This is a genomic window from Streptomyces sp. NPDC029151 (assembly GCF_055564315.1).
The window spans coordinates 189,907-206,044 of the sequence record NZ_JBVHWQ010000009.1; the positions used below are offsets into that span (position 1 = coordinate 189,907).

General features: G+C 75.0%; 13 protein-coding genes and 1 tRNA gene. 4 read left to right on the forward strand and 10 right to left on the reverse strand.

The features are described from left to right. Positions 1–256: 256 nt before the first annotated feature. On the reverse strand, positions 257–1,210 hold the full coding sequence (locus tag ACZ4VF_RS29945; protein ID WP_467929869.1) for a D-2-hydroxyacid dehydrogenase: 954 nt from the start codon (positions 1,208–1,210) through the stop codon (positions 257–259). 853 nt (positions 1,211–2,063) lie between these two features. Between ACZ4VF_RS29945 and ACZ4VF_RS29950 the strand changes: the two genes are divergently transcribed. Both ACZ4VF_RS29950 and ACZ4VF_RS29955 read left to right on the forward strand, forming a co-directional pair. Then, the gene (locus ACZ4VF_RS29950) at positions 2,064–2,795 is read left to right on the forward strand and encodes a maleate cis-trans isomerase family protein (protein ID WP_467929870.1); all 732 of its coding nucleotides are present in this window, start codon (positions 2,064–2,066) and stop codon (positions 2,793–2,795) included. Between the two features lie 83 nt (positions 2,796–2,878). Then, complete coding sequence (locus ACZ4VF_RS29955; RefSeq protein ID WP_467929871.1) at positions 2,879–3,982, forward strand: LLM class flavin-dependent oxidoreductase; 1,104 nt, start codon at positions 2,879–2,881, stop codon at positions 3,980–3,982. Here the strand turns inward: ACZ4VF_RS29955 and ACZ4VF_RS29960 are convergent. Further along, positions 3,955–5,760 (reverse strand): putative bifunctional diguanylate cyclase/phosphodiesterase, encoded by a 1,806-nt coding sequence (locus ACZ4VF_RS29960; RefSeq protein WP_467929873.1) that lies wholly within the window; start codon positions 5,758–5,760, stop codon positions 3,955–3,957. The genes ACZ4VF_RS29955 and ACZ4VF_RS29960 overlap by 28 nt on opposite strands. Before the next feature lie 376 nt (positions 5,761–6,136). On the opposite strand from ACZ4VF_RS29960, the gene ACZ4VF_RS29965 reads away from it, so the two are divergent. After that, positions 6,137–7,351 carry a M6 family metalloprotease domain-containing protein gene (locus tag ACZ4VF_RS29965; RefSeq protein WP_467930057.1) on the forward strand — a complete coding sequence of 405 codons (1,215 nt, stop codon included), beginning with the start codon at positions 6,137–6,139 and terminating at the stop codon, positions 7,349–7,351. 64 nt (positions 7,352–7,415) lie between these two features. On the opposite strand, the gene ACZ4VF_RS29970 is transcribed toward ACZ4VF_RS29965, so the two are convergent. The 7 genes from ACZ4VF_RS29970 to ACZ4VF_RS30000 all read right to left on the reverse strand — a co-directional run bounded on the left by ACZ4VF_RS29970 (position 7,416) and on the right by ACZ4VF_RS30000 (position 13,739). Continuing rightward, positions 7,416–7,489: transfer RNA gene (locus tag ACZ4VF_RS29970), tRNA-Lys, on the reverse strand. Continuing rightward, positions 7,480–8,049 (reverse strand): bifunctional DNA primase/polymerase, encoded by a 570-nt coding sequence (locus ACZ4VF_RS29975; RefSeq protein ID WP_467929874.1) that lies wholly within the window; start codon positions 8,047–8,049, stop codon positions 7,480–7,482. The genes ACZ4VF_RS29970 and ACZ4VF_RS29975 overlap by 10 nt, the downstream gene beginning before the upstream one ends. A 111-nt stretch (positions 8,050–8,160) precedes the next feature. Then, positions 8,161–8,529, reverse strand: coding sequence for a hypothetical protein (locus ACZ4VF_RS29980; protein WP_467929875.1), 369 nt, complete (start codon positions 8,527–8,529; stop codon positions 8,161–8,163). A gap of 132 nt (positions 8,530–8,661) precedes the next feature. Next, the gene (locus tag ACZ4VF_RS29985; protein ID WP_467929877.1) at positions 8,662–9,999 is read right to left on the reverse strand and encodes an AAA domain-containing protein; all 1,338 of its coding nucleotides are present in this window, start codon (positions 9,997–9,999) and stop codon (positions 8,662–8,664) included. After that, a complete protein-coding gene (locus ACZ4VF_RS29990) occupies positions 9,996–11,585 on the reverse strand; it encodes a hypothetical protein (RefSeq protein ID WP_467929878.1) in 1,590 nt (529 codons plus the stop codon). Before ACZ4VF_RS29990 ends, ACZ4VF_RS29985 begins: the two co-directional genes overlap by 4 nt. Then, complete coding sequence (locus ACZ4VF_RS29995; protein WP_467929880.1) at positions 11,576–12,898, reverse strand: hypothetical protein; 1,323 nt, start codon at positions 12,896–12,898, stop codon at positions 11,576–11,578. The genes ACZ4VF_RS29990 and ACZ4VF_RS29995 overlap by 10 nt, the downstream gene beginning before the upstream one ends. Next, positions 12,795–13,739: a phosphatase PAP2 family protein gene (locus tag ACZ4VF_RS30000; RefSeq protein WP_467929881.1), complete on the reverse strand. Its 945-nt coding sequence runs from the start codon at positions 13,737–13,739 to the stop codon at positions 12,795–12,797. Before ACZ4VF_RS30000 ends, ACZ4VF_RS29995 begins: the two co-directional genes overlap by 104 nt. Positions 13,740–13,936: 197 nt before the next feature. On the opposite strand from ACZ4VF_RS30000, the gene ACZ4VF_RS30005 reads away from it, so the two are divergent. Beyond that, positions 13,937–14,533 carry a histidine phosphatase family protein gene (locus ACZ4VF_RS30005; RefSeq protein ID WP_467929882.1) on the forward strand — a complete coding sequence of 199 codons (597 nt, stop codon included), beginning with the start codon at positions 13,937–13,939 and terminating at the stop codon, positions 14,531–14,533. Positions 14,534–14,589: 56 nt separating this feature from the next. Here the strand turns inward: ACZ4VF_RS30005 and ACZ4VF_RS30010 are convergent, their stop codons facing one another. After that, on the reverse strand, positions 14,590–16,029 hold the full coding sequence (locus ACZ4VF_RS30010; RefSeq protein WP_467929883.1) for a hypothetical protein: 1,440 nt from the start codon (positions 16,027–16,029) through the stop codon (positions 14,590–14,592). Between the last annotated feature and the right edge of the window lie 109 nt (positions 16,030–16,138).

Sequence of the window (16,138 nt, forward strand, 5' to 3'; positions counted from 1 at the left end):
ACCGGAGAACCCGACGGTCACCGCGATCCCCGCCCGTGCCGCGAGCTACGTCGAGGCTGCGCTCGGTGCCCCGGTCGTGCAGCACCCGACCGTGGCGGCACCGGCCGCCCCGGTCCCGTCCAGGGGGTGCGCGGCCCGCGGTACCGGGTCGTCGTGGTGCCGGGCCGCGACGACCGGCGTCACCGCCGGCGGACCACCGGCCGCAGGTGAGACCGGTGAGCCGCACGCACCCTCCAGAAGGCCGGTGACGGGCACGTCAGCGTCCGGGCACGTAACCACGCGTCTTGTCGACCACGTTCGTCAGGGATCTGCCCGCCACCCACCGCTCGTACAACTCCACGAACTGCGCACCCAGTTCGTCACGCCAGCCGACCGTGTCGCCGCTCATGTGCGGGGACACGATCAGTCCCGGCAGCCTCCACAGCGGGCTGCCCTCGGGCAGCGGCTCGGTGGTGAACACGTCCAGGGCCGCGCCCGCGATCCAGCGCCGGGTCAGGGCCCGCGCGAGGGCCCCCTCGTCGACCAGGCCGCCCCGGCCGACGTTGACGAAGAACGCCGACGGCTGCATCACACCGAACCGGTGGGCGTCGAACATGCGGTACGTCTGCGCGGTCAGCGGAGCCGCCGCGACCACCCAGTCCGCGCGGGAGACCAGCCGGTCCAGTTCGTCGGGACCGTGGATGCCGGTCCGCGGCACCCGCCCCACCAGCGCCGTCGTCACCCCCAGCGCCTTCAGCGTGCGGGCGATCGCCCGGCCGATCGGGCCCGACCCGACCACGCACGCGCGCGTGCCCGCCACCCGCCGGGTCTCCCGGTGCCGCCAGACCCGCTCCCCCTGGTGCTCCAGCGTCCGCGGCAGGTCCTTGGCGACCGCCAGCACCAGGGCCGCGACGTACTCGGCGATCGGCTGGTCGAAGATCCCGCGCGCGTTGGTCACCACCGTGTCCGACGCGGCCAGCTCCGGGCACATCAGATGGTCGACGCCCGCGCTCGCCGTGTGCACCCAGCGAGGCCGGGGCCCGCCGCCCGGCCACGCCTCGCGCACCGCGTGCGAGGTGAAGTCCCACACCAGCAGCACGTCCGCGTCCGGCAGCCGCTCGGGAAGGTGCGCCGCGTCCGTGTGCACGATCCGGGCGCGGCCGGTGAGGCGGCCGAGCCGGGGCGGCGGATCGGCGTCCAGGACCACGACGGTGGGGGGTGTCGGCGTCATGCAGGGCGGCTCCCGGCGTCTGACATGCGCGGATCGTGCGCGGATCGACCACGCTCGCACCCGGATCCGCCTTCGTCAACACGGGCCTGTCCACAACCCGTTGCCCGCTCGCCCCCCGGGCCTGAGACCGGCGCCGACGGTGGCCCCCCTCCTTTCCCGGCGCCCCCCAACCCTGAAGCCCGGCACCGGCGTCCCACCTCGCGGCCGCGCACACCGGGCGCCGCGCCGTTCCCCGGGGCGGACTTCCGGAGACCGACGCGGAACCCCAGCGCGGCATCGGCGTGGCGGCCCCCTTCGACTTCGCCCTGGGCCGCGAAGTGTGACGCGGGGCGCCAGAAGAGGTCTCCCCGCACCTGCTCCGCGCTCTGCTCGTACGGGTCGAGGGGCGCCCGGCCCGGGCCCGGCCGGCGGGCACGCGATGCCCGGCGGGGTGGCCCGCGCGCCCGACGCCGTCGCCCACTGAGGCCGTCGCCTGCGCCCGGCGCCTCCGGCAGCCCCCTCGGAGGGATCCCCGGGGAGCGGGCGATGCGCGTGGCGACGACCATGGCCGGATCCTTCCCCTCGCCGACCGCCTCCGGCGCGCTGCCGGAGCCGTCGGCCGGGCCGGATTCGCGGCGGCCCGCCCCGGCGCCGCCGACGCGCTCTGCCTGACCTGCGTCGACCCGTCGGCCCACGACGTCATCCCCCGGCTGGGGGCCGAGCCGAGGAGGCCGGCGATCTCGGCCAACCAGGTCACGATGTGGGCGTCGCCGCGCCGACTGGGTACCCGGGCCGTGGGGCCGTATCAGGCGCTGCGGGACGCCGCTGCCCGCGCATGGCCCGTACTGCCGGAAGAACAGCAGGAAGGCTGGACATGACCGCACTCGGATTCCTCTACCCGGGCCACTCCGCCGAGGACGACTATCCACGCATCGAGCAGCTCCTGGGCAGCGACATCCGGGTGGACCTGTTCCACACCGACAGCGGGGAGGACGCGCAGCGGGTGGCCGCCCTGCGCGAGATGGGCTCCGCCGAGCGGCTCGCCGCGGGAGTGGAGGAGCTGCGGCTGACCGGAGCCGAGACGGTGGTGTGGGCCTGCACCAGCGGCGGCTTCGTCCACGGCTGGGAGGGCGCCCAGGAACAGGTGCGGACCCTGGCCCGGCTCGCCGGCATGCCGGCCTCCTCGACCTCCTTCGCCTTCGTGCACGCGGCCCGCGAGATCGGGGTGCGCCGGGTCGCCGTCGGCAGCACGTACCCCGAGGACATCACCGCGCTCTTCGCGGACTTCCTGCGGGCCGGCGGCCTGGAGGTGACCGGGACGCGTTCCTCGGGGATCGTCACCGCCGCCGAGGCCGGCAGCTGGGGCGAGGAGGACGTGCTCACCCTGGCCCGCGCCGCGGACACCCCCGACGCCGAGGCCGTCCTCCTCCCGGACACGGCCCTGCACACGGCCGCCCACCTCGGCCTGCTGGAGAAGGCCCTGTCCAAGCCGGTCCTCACCGCCAGCCAGGTCACGGTCTGGGAGGCCCTCAGGCTCACCGACCGCCGGGTGAACGCGCCCTCCCTGGGGACGCTGTTCACACGGGAGCCCCTGGTGCAGGTCTAGGCGTCCGGCCCCGGGGAATAACCGGAGACACCCTCCTGTTAGCCGGGCGAGGACACTCACGCGCGATACAGGAGGCCCACACCGTGGCGGCAGACGAGGCAGACGAGATCCGGGGGACCACACACGGCACCGCGCCCGTCCCCCTCTCGGTACTGGACCTGGCCACCGTCGGCGCGGGCAGCACCGCGAGCGACGCCCTGCGCACCGGTGTCGCGCTCGCCCGGCTCGCCGAGTCCCGCGGCTTCCACCGCTACTGGGTCGCCGAGCACCACTCCATGCCCGGCGTGGCCTCCTCCTCGCCCGCGGTGATCCTCGCCCACCTGGCCGCCCACACCCAGCGCATCCGGCTCGGCTCGGGCGGCGTGATGCTGCCCAACCACGCCCCCCTGGTGATCGCGGAGCAGTTCGGCACGCTGGAGGCCATGGCGCCGGGGCGGATCGACCTGGGCCTCGGCCGGGCGCCGGGCACGGACGGGGCCACGGCGGCGGCCCTGCGCCGCACCGACACCCCGGGCGAGGGCGCCGACGACTTCCCGCAGCAGCTCGCGGAGCTGACCCGGTTCCTGGACGACGACTTCCCCGACGGGCACCCCTACGGCCGGATCCACGCGATCCCCGGCCCGGTCCAGGGAACCACCCCCGGCGGCGTGCAGTCCCCGCACCGCCCGCCGGTCTGGCTGCTCGGCTCCTCCGGCTACAGCGCCCGGCTCGCCGGCCTGCTCGGCCTCCCCTTCGCCTTCGCGCACCACTTCTCCGCGCAGAACACCATCCCGGCCCTGGACCTGTACCGGCAGACCTTCCGGCCCTCCGCCGTCCTGTCCGAGCCGTACGCCCTCATCGGCGTGTCCACCCTCGCCACGGACGACGAGCGGGAGGCCCGCCGGCAGACCCGCGCGCTGGCACTGAACATGCTCCGGCTGCGCACCGGCCGCCCGGGCCTGTTCCCCGCACCGGAGGACGCCGAGCGCCACCGGTTCAGCCCGGTGGAGGAGGACTTCGTCACCTCCTGGACGAGCAACGTCGTGCACGGCACCGCCGACGAGGTCCGCACCGGCCTGGACGACCTCCACAAGCGCACCGGCGCCGACGAGCTGATGATCGTCACCCACGCGCACAGCGGTGAACTGCGCCTGCGCTCCTACGAGCTGGTCGCCGACGCCTACGGCTTGCCGACCGCGCAGGCCTGAGCCCCGAGCAGCTCGGAGATACGATCCGGCGGCACCGGGCGGGAGTACAGCCAGCCCTGCCCGGTGTCGCAGCCGATCCGGCGCAGCCGGGTGGCCTGGGCCGAGGTCTCCACGCACTCCGCGGTGACGGTCAGCCCGAGCCGGTGGGCGAGCTGGATCATCGCCTCCACGATGACCTCGTCGGCCGGGTTGGGCACGCCCCCCTTCGCGGCCTCCTCGTACTGGAAGCCCCGGACGAAGGAGCCGTCCAGTTTCAGCGCGGAGACCGGCAGCCGGCTCAGGTAGGCGAGGTTGGAGTAGCCGGTGCCGAAGTCGTCGATGGCGATGTGCACGCCCATGTCGCTGAGGGCCTGCAGCGCCTGGAGCGGCCGGCCCGCCGAGCCCATCACCGCCGACTCGGTCAGCTCCAGCTGGAGCAGGTGCGGGGCCAGCCCGGTCTCCGCGAGGGTCTCCGCGACGTCGGCCACCAGGTCCGAGTCCCAGACCTGCCGCACGGCGACGTTCACGCTGACGAAGATGGGCGGTTCGCCGGGGTGGTCCAGCTGCCAGCGGCGGGCCTGCCGGCAGGCGGTGGCCAGCGCCCAGCGGCCCAGCTGCACGATCGAGCCGTCCTCCTCCGCCAGTCCGATGAACCGATTCGGCGTCAGCGTGCCGAACTGCGGGTGATGCCAGCGGATGAGGGCCTCCACACCGTTGAGCCGGCCGTCCTCCATCGCCACCAACGGCTGGTACTCCAGGGCGAACTCGCCGCGCTCGATGGCGGGGCGCAGGGTGGAGGACAGCGCCTGACGGGTCATGCGGTGGGCGTTGCGCTCGGGGTCGAACAGGGTCCAGCGGCCCTTGCCGTCGGCCTTCGCCCAGTACAGCGTCGTATCGGCCGCCTGCATCAGACCCGTGGCCGTGGTGCCGGCCGCGTGCCGTTCCACGACCCCGATGGACGCGGTCAGCGACAGCCGCTGCCCGGCCAGGTCGAAGGGCTGCTGCAGCGCCTTCAGCGCGGACTCGGCGAGATCGGCGAGCTGTTCGGTGCCGGTGGAGTCCTCCACCAGCAGGGCGAACTCGTCACCGCCGAGCCGGGCGACCAGGGGAGTCGCGGCGCGGGCGTACCCGGCCTCGTCGGCGACCGTGGTCAGGCGCTCGGCCACGGCCGCGAGGAGCCGGTCCCCGACCCGGTGGCCGAGGGTGTCGTTGACGGCCTTGAAGCCGTCGAGGTCCAGATAGCACAGGCCGATCCGGCCGGTGCCGCTCTGCTCGTACGACTCCGCCTCCAGCGCGGCCGAAAGACGCTCGAAGAACAGCGTGCGGTTGGGCAGCCGGGTCACCGGATCGTGCATCTGCAGGTGCCGCAACCGCGCCTGGAGTTCGCGCCGGGAGCTGATGTCGACGACCGAGAGCAGGACGCCGGGCTCGCCGTCGGCCAGCGGGGCGACGGTGATCTGCACCCACAGCGAGTGCCCTCCGGGGTGCTTGAGGCGCCGGGTGCAGCGCAGCCGGGCCTGCCGGCCGCGCAGCACCTCGCGGTAGGCGTGCCGGCTGCGGGCGTCGGAGGCCAGGTCCACCAGGTCGGCCGCGACCCGTCCGACGAACGCGTCCGGATCGCCGCCGAGCAGCTCGCCGAGCGCGGCGTTGGCGCTGATGACGAGGCCTTCCGGGGCCACGACCGCCATGGCGAGCGGCGCCGTCGCGAAGACACGGTGGTAGGTGGTGTGGTGACTGTCTGTGACGGCTGACCGGTCGAGGTCTGCCGCGGGCGTCGGCCCTTCGGACGTTCCGCTCACCGCTCGCTCCCGCAGTGCACTCGATCTGTGTCCGTGCCTGTCCGTGCCGGAAAGTGTGCCGATCATAGAGGCTGGCCCCGGGCCCTTCCAGCCACTGTCCAGTCTCCCGGACGGAGTACAGGTTCTGACAGATCGTTTCTGCCCGCACCTGGACGGCTTCTTGAGGCCTCCGACCAGTTGTGACGTTCCGTGAGTGTTTCGGGGTGTCGAGCGCCGGGGCGCGCCGGCGTGCGACGGGGGCGCGCTCACCCTTCTGGTGCATGCAAACAGGGCAAAACACGGTGAACACCAGCAATCTGGGTGCGGGTCCCGCGAACCGCATCCGGAGGTCAAGTCCGTGCCCAAGCTGCGCAGCACCGCCGCCGTGTTCACCACGATGTCGGCGCTCGCCGCGACCTCGATCCTCACCGGTCCCTCGGCCGCCGAACCGTTCTCCACGGCCCCCTGCGCCCTGCACCGCGGCGAGGCCCACCACTCCGAGGGCGTGGACGGCTGGAACCCCTCCTACAGCCGCCCGACCGGTGCCCTCGACGCCGTGATGGTCTTCCTCTCCTTCCCGGACTCCACCCCCCGCACCACCCCCGCCCAGTTGACCGCCGACCACTTCCCGGCCACCAGCCGCTTCTACGAACAGGCGTCCTACGGCAGGTTCACCCTGCGACCGCACCCGCTGGGGCACTGGCTGCGCATGCCGCGCCCGTCGACGTCGTACGCCATGAGACGGGACTGGAGCGCCGAGGACCGGGCCGCCTACCTGCGGGACGCGTTCGCCGTGGCCGACAAGGAGGTCGACTTCTCCCGCTACCCGGTCGTCTACCTCGTCGCCGACCCCGACGCGCCCGGCGTCGACTCGGACGCCACGAAGGTCGTGAACCTCGACACGCCGGTGCGCGTCGACGGCACCGACGTCCAACGGGTCGTCACCGTGTTCGAGCACCATCCGCCGGACCGGCTGGTCCTCGCCCACGAGACCGGCCATGTCTTCGACCTGCCCGACCTCTACCACCGGCCGGTCGACGGCAAGGGCGACTGGGACACCTACGTCGGCGACTGGGACCTGATGGGCAGCCAGTTCGGGCTCGCCCCCGACCTCTTCGGCTGGCACAAGTGGCGGCTCGGCTGGCTGGGCCCGCGCCAGGTGGTCTGCGTGCGCGGCAGCACGCCGACCCGGCTCACCCTGGAGCCCCTCGCGGCCGGGCCGGGCGTCGCGGTGCCGGGCCCGGGCGGCAACCCCGCGTTCGGCCTCGGGCACGGCGTCAAACTGGCCGTCGTGCGCACCGGCGAGGACAGCGCCCTCGCGTTCGAGGCACGCGGTACGGCCGGCAACGACCGGCTGTCCTGCCGGCAGGGGATCCTGGTCTACCGGGTGCGGGGTGACGCCCCGTCCGGCGACGGCCCGGTCCAGGTCGTGGACGCCCACCCGCGCACCGAGGCCTGCTGGGAGAACTCCGTCTACCCGCCCCTCGCCGACGCGCCGGTCCTGCTCGGGGAGAGCTTCACCGTGCCCGGGGAAGGCGTGAGGGTCGAGGCGGAGGGGCGGACGGCGTCGGGGGCCTGGACGGTGAAGATCACGCCCGGGACGAGCGACTGAAGCCTCGTGTACACGAAAACGGCGGGCCGGATTCTTTCGAACCGGACCCGCCGTTTCCCTCAGGTGCGCCGCCAGGGACTCGAACCCCGGACCCGCTGATTAAGAGTCAGCTGCTCTAACCAACTGAGCTAGCGGCGCCTGCTGACGTCGTAGACATTAGCATCCTGGTCGGCGGGAGGAAAAATCGAAATCCGCACGGCGGCCCGGGCGGCTCGTACGGCCGCCCAGAGCAGCACCTCGGGGCCGGGCAGCCAGGGGTGCCGGGTGTCCGGGGCGACCACCCAGCGACCGGCGCCGACGGCGTCCTCGCAGGTGAGGGCGGGCACGGTCACCGCGTCGCCGGTGCCGTGGCACAGCAGCGGCGGGACCTCCCGGGCCCGCTGCGAGCCCCACTCCTCCCAGTCGAGCAGCGAGGGCAGCCGCTGGGCCGTGCCGGGGGCGGCGAACAGCAGCATCCGGCCCCGGAATACCGCGACCGGGCCGGAGCCGGCGCCCTCGTCCCAGAGCCGGTCCAGCATGCGGCGCCCGAACACGGCCGGGGCGCTCACCACGTCGAAGACGGTGCCGCAGGGCAGGACGACCGGGGCGTCCGGGCGGTCCTCCCACAGGGCGAGGGTGCTGCGGGGGAACGCCGCCGCCGACGCGAGCCAGGCGACGCCGTCGGAGCCGACACGGGAGACGTTCGGTGCGCTGCTCATGCCACCCAGGTGTACAGGCGGTGAGCGGACCGTTCTTCTGAGTTGCGGAAAATCGGGACACGCGGGGGAAAGGAGGAGTATCTTGCCCGCCTGGCATATGCCGGGTGGGTGCTACACCGGGTCGGCGGTCGTCCGCCCGTCCTGTTCCCCGCGCAGCAGGTCCCGGCCGAACTCGACCATCTTCTTCGCGTAGTCCTCGGTCCACTCCGCGCGCTCGGCGATGTCCGCCGGGGTCAGCCGGTCGAAGCGGCGCGGGTCGGCGAGCTGGGCCGCCGCGATGGCTTGGAACTCCACGGCCCGGTCGGCGGCCGCGCGGAACGCCTGGGTCAGCTCCGTCGCCCGGGTCAGGAGCGCCCGCGGGTCCTCGATCGACTCCAGGTCGAAGAAGTGCTCGGGATCGGAGGCCGCCTCCGCGGGCTCGAAGAGCAGGGGCGCGGGGCGTAGCCGCGGTTCGTTACGACGCGGCGTGGGCTCCGCCATGTCTTCTCTCCTCCTCGTACGGTTCACCGGCACCGCCGACGGGCGGGCCACCGTCCATTGTCCCGCGCCGGCGCAAGGGGCCCTCCCTCCGCCGGCGGACCTCCTGTTCGCCGGGCTGTTCGCCGGGCGCGCTCACACCCGCCAGCCCACCTTGTGTTCCGCCAGGTGGGACAGGACCGCGTGGTTCGCCTCCCAGCCGTCCGGGAACTTCACCAGGGTGCCGAGCCGGACCGGTTCCGTGGACGGGTAGTCGTCCAGGAGGTCGGTGACGCCGGCGCGGCAGACCACGATGCAGGCGTGGCGGTGGCGGGAGGCCAGGACGCACAGGCGGCCGGTCTCCAGGTGGAACGCGGTGGCGTCGGGGCGGCCGGAGAGCGGGTGCAGGACGACCGTGACGTCGTACTCGCGGCCCTGGAGCCGGTTCGCGGTGTCGACGGTCACGTCCGGCACGCCCAGCTCGGCCAGGGCGGCGCGGACCGCCGCGGCCTGGTCGCGGTGGGCCGTGCCCACGGCGATGCGGTCGGCCGTCAGCGGGACGGGGTGCGGGCCGCGCTCCGACAGGGCCGCGCCGCCCCGGTCCAGCAGACGGCGGACCACCGCCGCCACCGCCCGCACCGCCTCCGGGTCCGTGCGCGGGGTGTGCCGGGCGGGCAGCTCCAGCAGGCCCCAGCCGGACCCGGCCGCCTCGTCGATCACCCGGTCCGGACCCGAGCCGTCGGAGGGGACCGCGAAGGTGAGGCGGCGGTCGCCGTGGTCGGTGCCGCTGCGGAAGGGCGTGTACGGGTAGAACGCGTCGGAGACCAGGGGCGCCGCGGACGCGGGCAGGCGCCAGGACACCGGGAGGCGGTGCTGGGGCAGGCCCGGGTTGTGCGCCAGCAGGGTCGTCACCGCGGAGGCCGACGGGTCGTAGGACAGGCCCGCCCACTGCTCGCTGCCGACGATCGAGAACGGGTCCAGCTGGCCCGGGTCGCCCACGAACAGCGCCCGCTCGAACAGGCCGGCCACGGCCAGCAGCGAGTCCGAGCGCATCTGGTACGCCTCGTCCACGATCGCGTGCCGCCACGGCTCGTCCACCTTCACGTGCGCCCACTTCGCGGCCGTGGACAGCACCACCGGGAGGCCGTTCAGGTCCGCCGCCTTCGCCGACGTGCGGACCTGGGGCAGGGCGTCCAGCGCCCGGTCGTACGCGTCGGCGTCGCTGCTGTGCAGGCGGCCCACCGGCAGCTCGGGGTCCTTCTCCGCCAGACGCAGGACCAGGTCGTCCACCTGGGCGTTGGTCTGCGCCACGACCATCAGCGGGCGGCCCGCGCCGGCCAGCTCCAGGGCCGCGCGGACCACCAGCGTGGACTTGCCGGCGCCGGGCGGGGAGTCGACCACCACGCCCCGCTCGCCGCCGTGCAGCGTGTCGTGCAGGATCGCGTCGGTGGCCTGGGCGGCCGCGGCTCCGGGGTCGAAGTCGACGGTCGTCACAGCACGTCCTCCTCGGTCACGGGGTCGGGCGCCTCCGGTGCCGGCTCGCCCGGCGGGCCGCCGTGCGTCCAGGGGGTCTCCTCGGGGTCGGGCAGCTTCGCCCCGCCGCGCTGCTCGTGCTCGAAGAGGGTGAAGCAGACCAGGTCGCCCTTCTCCGGCACCGACCCGGGCTCGGGCTCCTTGCCGCGGCCCATCTTGTCCAGGATCCGCAGCACCAGCGCCCCGTCCTCCTCCTGCCCGGCGAACTCCGCCGACTGCGGCCTGCCGCCCAGCGAGCGGTACACCTTCGCCCGCCCCGCCAGATGCGGCCGGTCCTCCGTGCGGACCGTCACCAGCGGGCGCGGGCTCGGCCGCCTGCCCTCGCTGTACGCCATCACGACGTCAATCACCTCGCCGGCGAACGCCTCCCCGGCCAGCCGCCGCTCCGCCATCACCAGCGGGTCGTCCAGCGCCTCCTGCGCCTCCAGCCGGGCCTGCTCCCGCTCGCGCGTGGCCAGCTTGTTCGCGGCCGTCACCGCGTCGTCCCGGCGCGGCTGCGGGGGCTCGCCGGCCAGCACCCGGTCCCGGTGCGCGGTGAACGACCAGCGGTCCCGGGTCCAGCGCTCCTCCACGTGCGCCCCGGCCGGGAGGGCCCGCAGCAGGTCCAGTCCCCGCCACACCGCGTCCCAGGTGGGCCGGGCGCGGCTGTCGACCAGGTCCCGGACCTCCCGCTCGGCCCGGGTGAGCGCGGCCAGCCGGTCGTCGGCCTCCAGCGGGTCCTCGGCGGCGGCCAGGGCGGTACGCGCGCGGTCGTAGCGCTCGATCGCCGGGGCCAGCAGCCTGTTGTCGAACGCGGGGTCGGTGGCGGGACCGGCCGGCGGGCACAGCAGCTGCCCGTCGGCGTCCCGGGCGAGTTCGGCCCGGCGGGCGGCCTCGGCGCCGGTCCGGCCCTCCGGGGGGTCGATCCAGGCGAGCAGCGCGCCCAGGTGCTGGTCCTCGAGGCCGGACTGGCCGGTCGCCCAGTGCCGGGACAGCACGTCGGTCAGGGCGAGCAGCAGCGAGGAGCCCGGCACCCGGGCCCGCTCGCCGTAGTGGGTGAGCCAGCGGCCGAGCAGCGGCACCCGGGGCGGCGCCGGGTAGGGCGCGTCCGGGTCCTGCTCGGCGGTGCGCCGGAACCGCATCGAGCGGCCCAGCAGCCGTACGAGGTCCAGGCCCGTGCGGCTCGGCACGATCAGCTGGGGCGCGTCCGCGCACAGCTCGGCCTCCACCTTGACCCGCTTGCCGGTCTCCGGGTCCGTCTCGGTGCGCTCGGCCGCCTCCACGGACTCCGCGTACGCCTCGATGTACGGCAGGACGACGTCGGCCAGGTCGGCGAGGAACGTGAAGCGCAGGTCGCGGTCGCGGGGCTGGGGGACGACCAGCAGGCGGGGCGCGTCCCGGTCGGTGCCGACCAGCGCGCCGAGCGGGGCGCCGGTCTCGCCGGCCGTGGTGAGCGGCACGAACACCAGCGGGTGGTCGGACAGATGCCGGTGCCGGACCGTCGCGGCCGGCTGCGCCCGGCCACTGCCGACGGCCTCCAGCCGGGCGAGGGTGGTGATCAGGGACACGTGGTCGCCTCCCGGGCCGTCGCCAGAGCGTCCCGGGCGGTCGCGGCGGTGTCCCCTGCCGGTGTCCGCGCTGCCGGTGTCTGCGCGCGGGGGGCCGCGACGCCCGCGGCCGTCCGCGAGGCCGTCGTGCCGGCCACCCGGAGGGCTTCCGCGCGCAGGGCCGCCGCGCGGCGCAGGGCGGCCACCGCCGGGTCGTCCGGGTCGCCGCTCTCGCCGCGGGCCGCGGCCAGGACCTCCCCGACCGTGGCCAGGCCGCCCAGTTCGGCCCGCAGGGGCCGGCCGAGGCGGGTGACCGCGCCGGCCGAGCGGGCCCGGTCGCGGCAGTGGAAGGCCAGTTCGCAGGCGGACAGGCACTCGGGCGCGTACGTCGCCGGCACCGCCTCCACGGCCGCCGTCAGATCCTCGGCGGGCCGGTCGGGCGCGAAACAGGTGCCCTCGGGCAGCGCGTCGGTGAGTTCCTCGATGCGGGTGAGCCGGGCCAGCTGGCGCGCGGTGACGGCGCGCTGCTTGCGGACGTCCACGGCGGAGCCCGCGGGCAGGTTGGAGAAGTCCTTCGGGCACACCAGCAGCACCCGGTGGCGCACCCGCGGGGCGGGGGCGTGCCCCTCCGGCTCCGCGAGCCGGGCCGCGACCTCCTCCAGCGCGAGCACGTAGACGGCCGCCTGCCGGGCCGCCGCGCCCACCTTCGCGGGGTCGGCGGCGCCGTCCACCATCGGGAAGGACTTGATCTCCACCACCGACCAGCTGCCGTCCGGGTGCACCACCACCGCGTCCGGCTCCAGGAAGGCGAGCGAACCGGCGACGTCCAGGGCGAGCATCGGGTGGTCCAGCAGCGTCCAGCCGCCGGCCCGCACGGCCTCGCGCAGCGCCAGCGCCGTACGCGCCGTGCGCCCCTCGGGGCCGTGCGCGCTCAGGTCCGGCACGGCCGCCCCGGCGGGGGGTTCGGCGCCCGGGTCGAGCCGGGCGTGCGCCAGCCGCAGCAGCTCCGCGCCGCCGTCCGCCTTCACCCGCGCCTCGAACGCGTTGCCCCGGGTCAGCGCGAACTGCGACTGCCCGAAACCGGACGGCGCGCCCAGCGCGTTCGCCAGCCGGGCCTTGTCCACCCCGGCGCCGTCCAGGACCGCCCGCCGGGCGCACCCCGGGTTCGCGGCGAGCGCCGCGAGGGCGCGGGCGTCCAGGGCCTTGGCCGGTACGTCGGGACCGCGCAGCTCAGCGAGCCGGTGTCGGAGCCTGCTCGCCGACGTCGACGGGGGAGGCGTCCGGTCCGGCCGCGGGGTCGAGCCGCGACTCGCGCTGCCGTGGAATTCGCTCACCCGCGGAAGTCTGGCACCCGGCACTGACAATCGGGGAACCCGTGCCGTCCGCGGCCGGTGCGACACGGCGCGCCGACCGGGTCCGGACCAGGTCCACGGCCCGGATCACGCGCGGTGCCAGCAGCAGGCCGACGCCCATCGCGGCGACGCCGGCGACCGCGTCCAGCAGGTAGTGGTTGGCGGTGCCCATGACCACGAGCGCGGTCATCAGCGGGTAGACGACACCGAGGACCTTCGTCAGGCGCGTACCGCCGTGGCGCCACAGCATGACCCCGCACCACAGCGCCCAGCCCACGTGCAGGCTCGGCATCGCCGCGTACTGGTTGGTCATGCCGCCCATGCCGCGCGGGGCGCTGGCCGCGCCGCCCCACCAGCCGTACGAGCTGTACTGCGCCATCGTGTCCACGAAACCGTGGCCTGCGGAGAGCAGCCGGGGCGGGCAGGTCGGCAGCAGGGTGAAGCCGATCAGCCCCAGGAACGTCGACGTCATCAGCCAGGTGCGGGCCGCCCGGTAGTGCCGGGCACGCGCGTGGAACAGCCAGACCAGGACGGCGGGCGTGACCAGGTAGTGCAGCGAGGCGTACCAGAAGTCGGCCGGCACCCCGAGCCAGGCCTCGCGCGTGAACAGCCGGTTCAGCGGGTGCTCGGCGTTGAGGTGCAGGGCCTTCTCGACGCGCAGGATCGCCAGGCCGTGGTCGACGGCGCTGGTGACGTCACCGCGCGCGAGGAGCCGGCCGGCCGAGTAGCAGCCGTAGACCAGCAGGATCAGGGGCAGCTCGGTCCACCAGCGCAGCCGGGGCCGCGGGGCCACCTCGGTGCCCGGTGTCTCGGTCTGCGGCATCCGATGCCCTCCCCCTTCTGCTGTGCGGCGCCCCGGCGGGCGACCGTGCCACTTTACGGTGTGCCTCCTGCGCCCATCACGGCGCTCCGATCACGCCGGTGCGTCAGCCCTGCAAGACGCCGGGATCGCCCCGCCGGTTGCCTCGGACCAGGGTGCGCGATGATGGAAGGACCGCATCCACTCACCGAGAGGCAGCCATGGCACCGCGCATCCTGCTGGCCCGGCACGGACAGACGGCGTGGTCGCTGTCCGGCAAGCACACGGGCAGGACCGACGTGCCGCTGCTGGAGGAGGGCCGGCGCGGGGCCAAGCTGCTCGGCGAGCGGCTGCACCGGGCGCCGCTGGACGGACTGGCCGGGGCGGAGGTGCGCACCAGCCCGCTCTCCCGCGCGCGCGAGACGTGCGAACTGGCCGGCTTCGGCGACCGTGCCACGGCGTGGGACACGCTCATGGAGTGGGACTACGGCGCGTACGAGGGCATGACCCCGGCGGAGATCCAGGCCGTCCGGCCCGGCTGGCTGATCTGGCGGGACGGGGTCCCGCGGGGCGAGACCCTCGCCGAGGTCACCGCGCGCGCGGACGAGGTCGTCTCCTGGGCCCGCTCCGCCGACCGTGACGTCCTCGTCTTCGCCCACGGCCACATCCTGCGCTCGATCGGCGCCCGCTGGCTGGGGCTTCCCCTGGACTTCGCCGCCCGCATCCGCCTGAACCCCACCTCCCTGTCCGTCCTGGGCTGGGCCTACGGCGAACCGGCGATCGAGAGCTGGAACGACGTGGGGCACCTGGCCGGCTGAGGCGGTGGGCCGGGGCCGTGCCGGGACGCGGCCGCGCCACGTGGGCGCGACCGGCCCTACACCCGCCGCGGCAGCGAGGCGTGGCGGTCGAGGAAGGCCGACACCCCCGAAGCCCGCCGGTGCGGCAGCAGCACCCGCGCCGTACCCGCGAGCATCGTCTGGATGCGGGAGGACTGGACCTGGTCCAGCAACCCGAGCACCCGCAACCCCGCCTCCGCCGCCTCGTCGGGACGGCCCTCGCGGGCGAGGTCGTCGGCCAGCTCCGCCGTGTAGAGCGCGATGTTGCGCGTGAAGTGCGGATCCTGCAGACGTGTCGCCCGCCGCGCGTGCCGGGACGCCCGCCGCCAGTCGCCCAGCGTGGACCAGCACTGCGCCTCCAGCCCCTCCAGCTCCGCCTCTCCGTAGAAGCTCATCCACTCGGGGTCGGCGTCCGAACGGCCCCGGTCGAAGAGGGCCTGCGCGCGCACCAGCGCCTGCTCGCAGGCGGTGCGGTCGGCGAGCCCGGCCCAGCCGCCCGCCTCGCGCAGCGCGAGCAGCGACATCAGCCGGTTCGAGCCGAGCGACCGGGCGGCGCGCTGCGCGGCCTGCGCGGCCCGGACCGCCTCCCGGGGACGCCCGGCGTCCCGGGCCAGGAACGCGGTGTTGCAGAAGGCGTGCGCCTCCAGCGCCGGGTCGCCGGTCATGCGGGCGGTGGCCAGCGCCTCCGCGTAGTGCGAGCGCGCGTCGTCGAAGCGGCCGGAGTCGTGGGCCAGCCAGCCCACGGAGATGGCGAGTTCACCGGCGCCCGCGTGCAGCCGGTCGGCGGTGGTCTGCCGGGTCGCGCCGGCGTCGAGCAGCGCGTAGGCGGCGCGCAGCGGAGCCGCCGCGCGCCGGTAGAGGCCGTCCGCGCCGTGCCGGTCGTCAAGCAGCCGGATCCGGCGGACGGCCTCCTCCAGCGCCGTCGCCTCGGGGGTTCCCGCGCGCCGCAGCGGCCGTTCCGCCGCCGTGGCGGGCGTGTTGAGCCCCAGCGGGGCCAGAGTGGCGGCGGCCACCGTGGCGCCTCCGCCGGTCATGAATGCGCGACGCAGCACGTCGCTCTCCTCGTGGTTCAGGGGGTCTTTCTCGTGGGGGTCCTGCGGGTCATACGGATCGGGGATCCCGCCCGACTCACCGGGCCCCGCGTCGGGGGCGAGCGCCTCCGGCGCCTCCCCGGCCGTGCGCGCCGCGCGCCCGCGGACGGACGAGCGGGGGGCGAAGCCGAGGTCGGTGAGCGTGCGGCCGGGGAACATGTGCAGGAACACCCGTTCGTACGCGTAGTTGGGGCAGCGGATCTCGCCGGCCTCGACCCGGCCGATGTAGCGCGCGTCACAGCTCACCCGCTCACCGATCTCCCGTGCCGCCCGCCGTACCAGCGCCGCGAACTCGGCCGGTGAACGCCGGCCGCGCAGTTGCCGGAAGGCGAGGTTCGGCCGGGCTGGCCGTTCGGGGTGTGACGAGGTCACGGTTGACGACGCCATGGCCGGGTCCTCTCGTGCGAACCGTCGAACCATGCCGGGGTCCAGGCCGTTTCGGGACGAGTTGCCCGTGGGACGCCCTGGTTCCGGCGGGCATGAACGTACCTGCTGT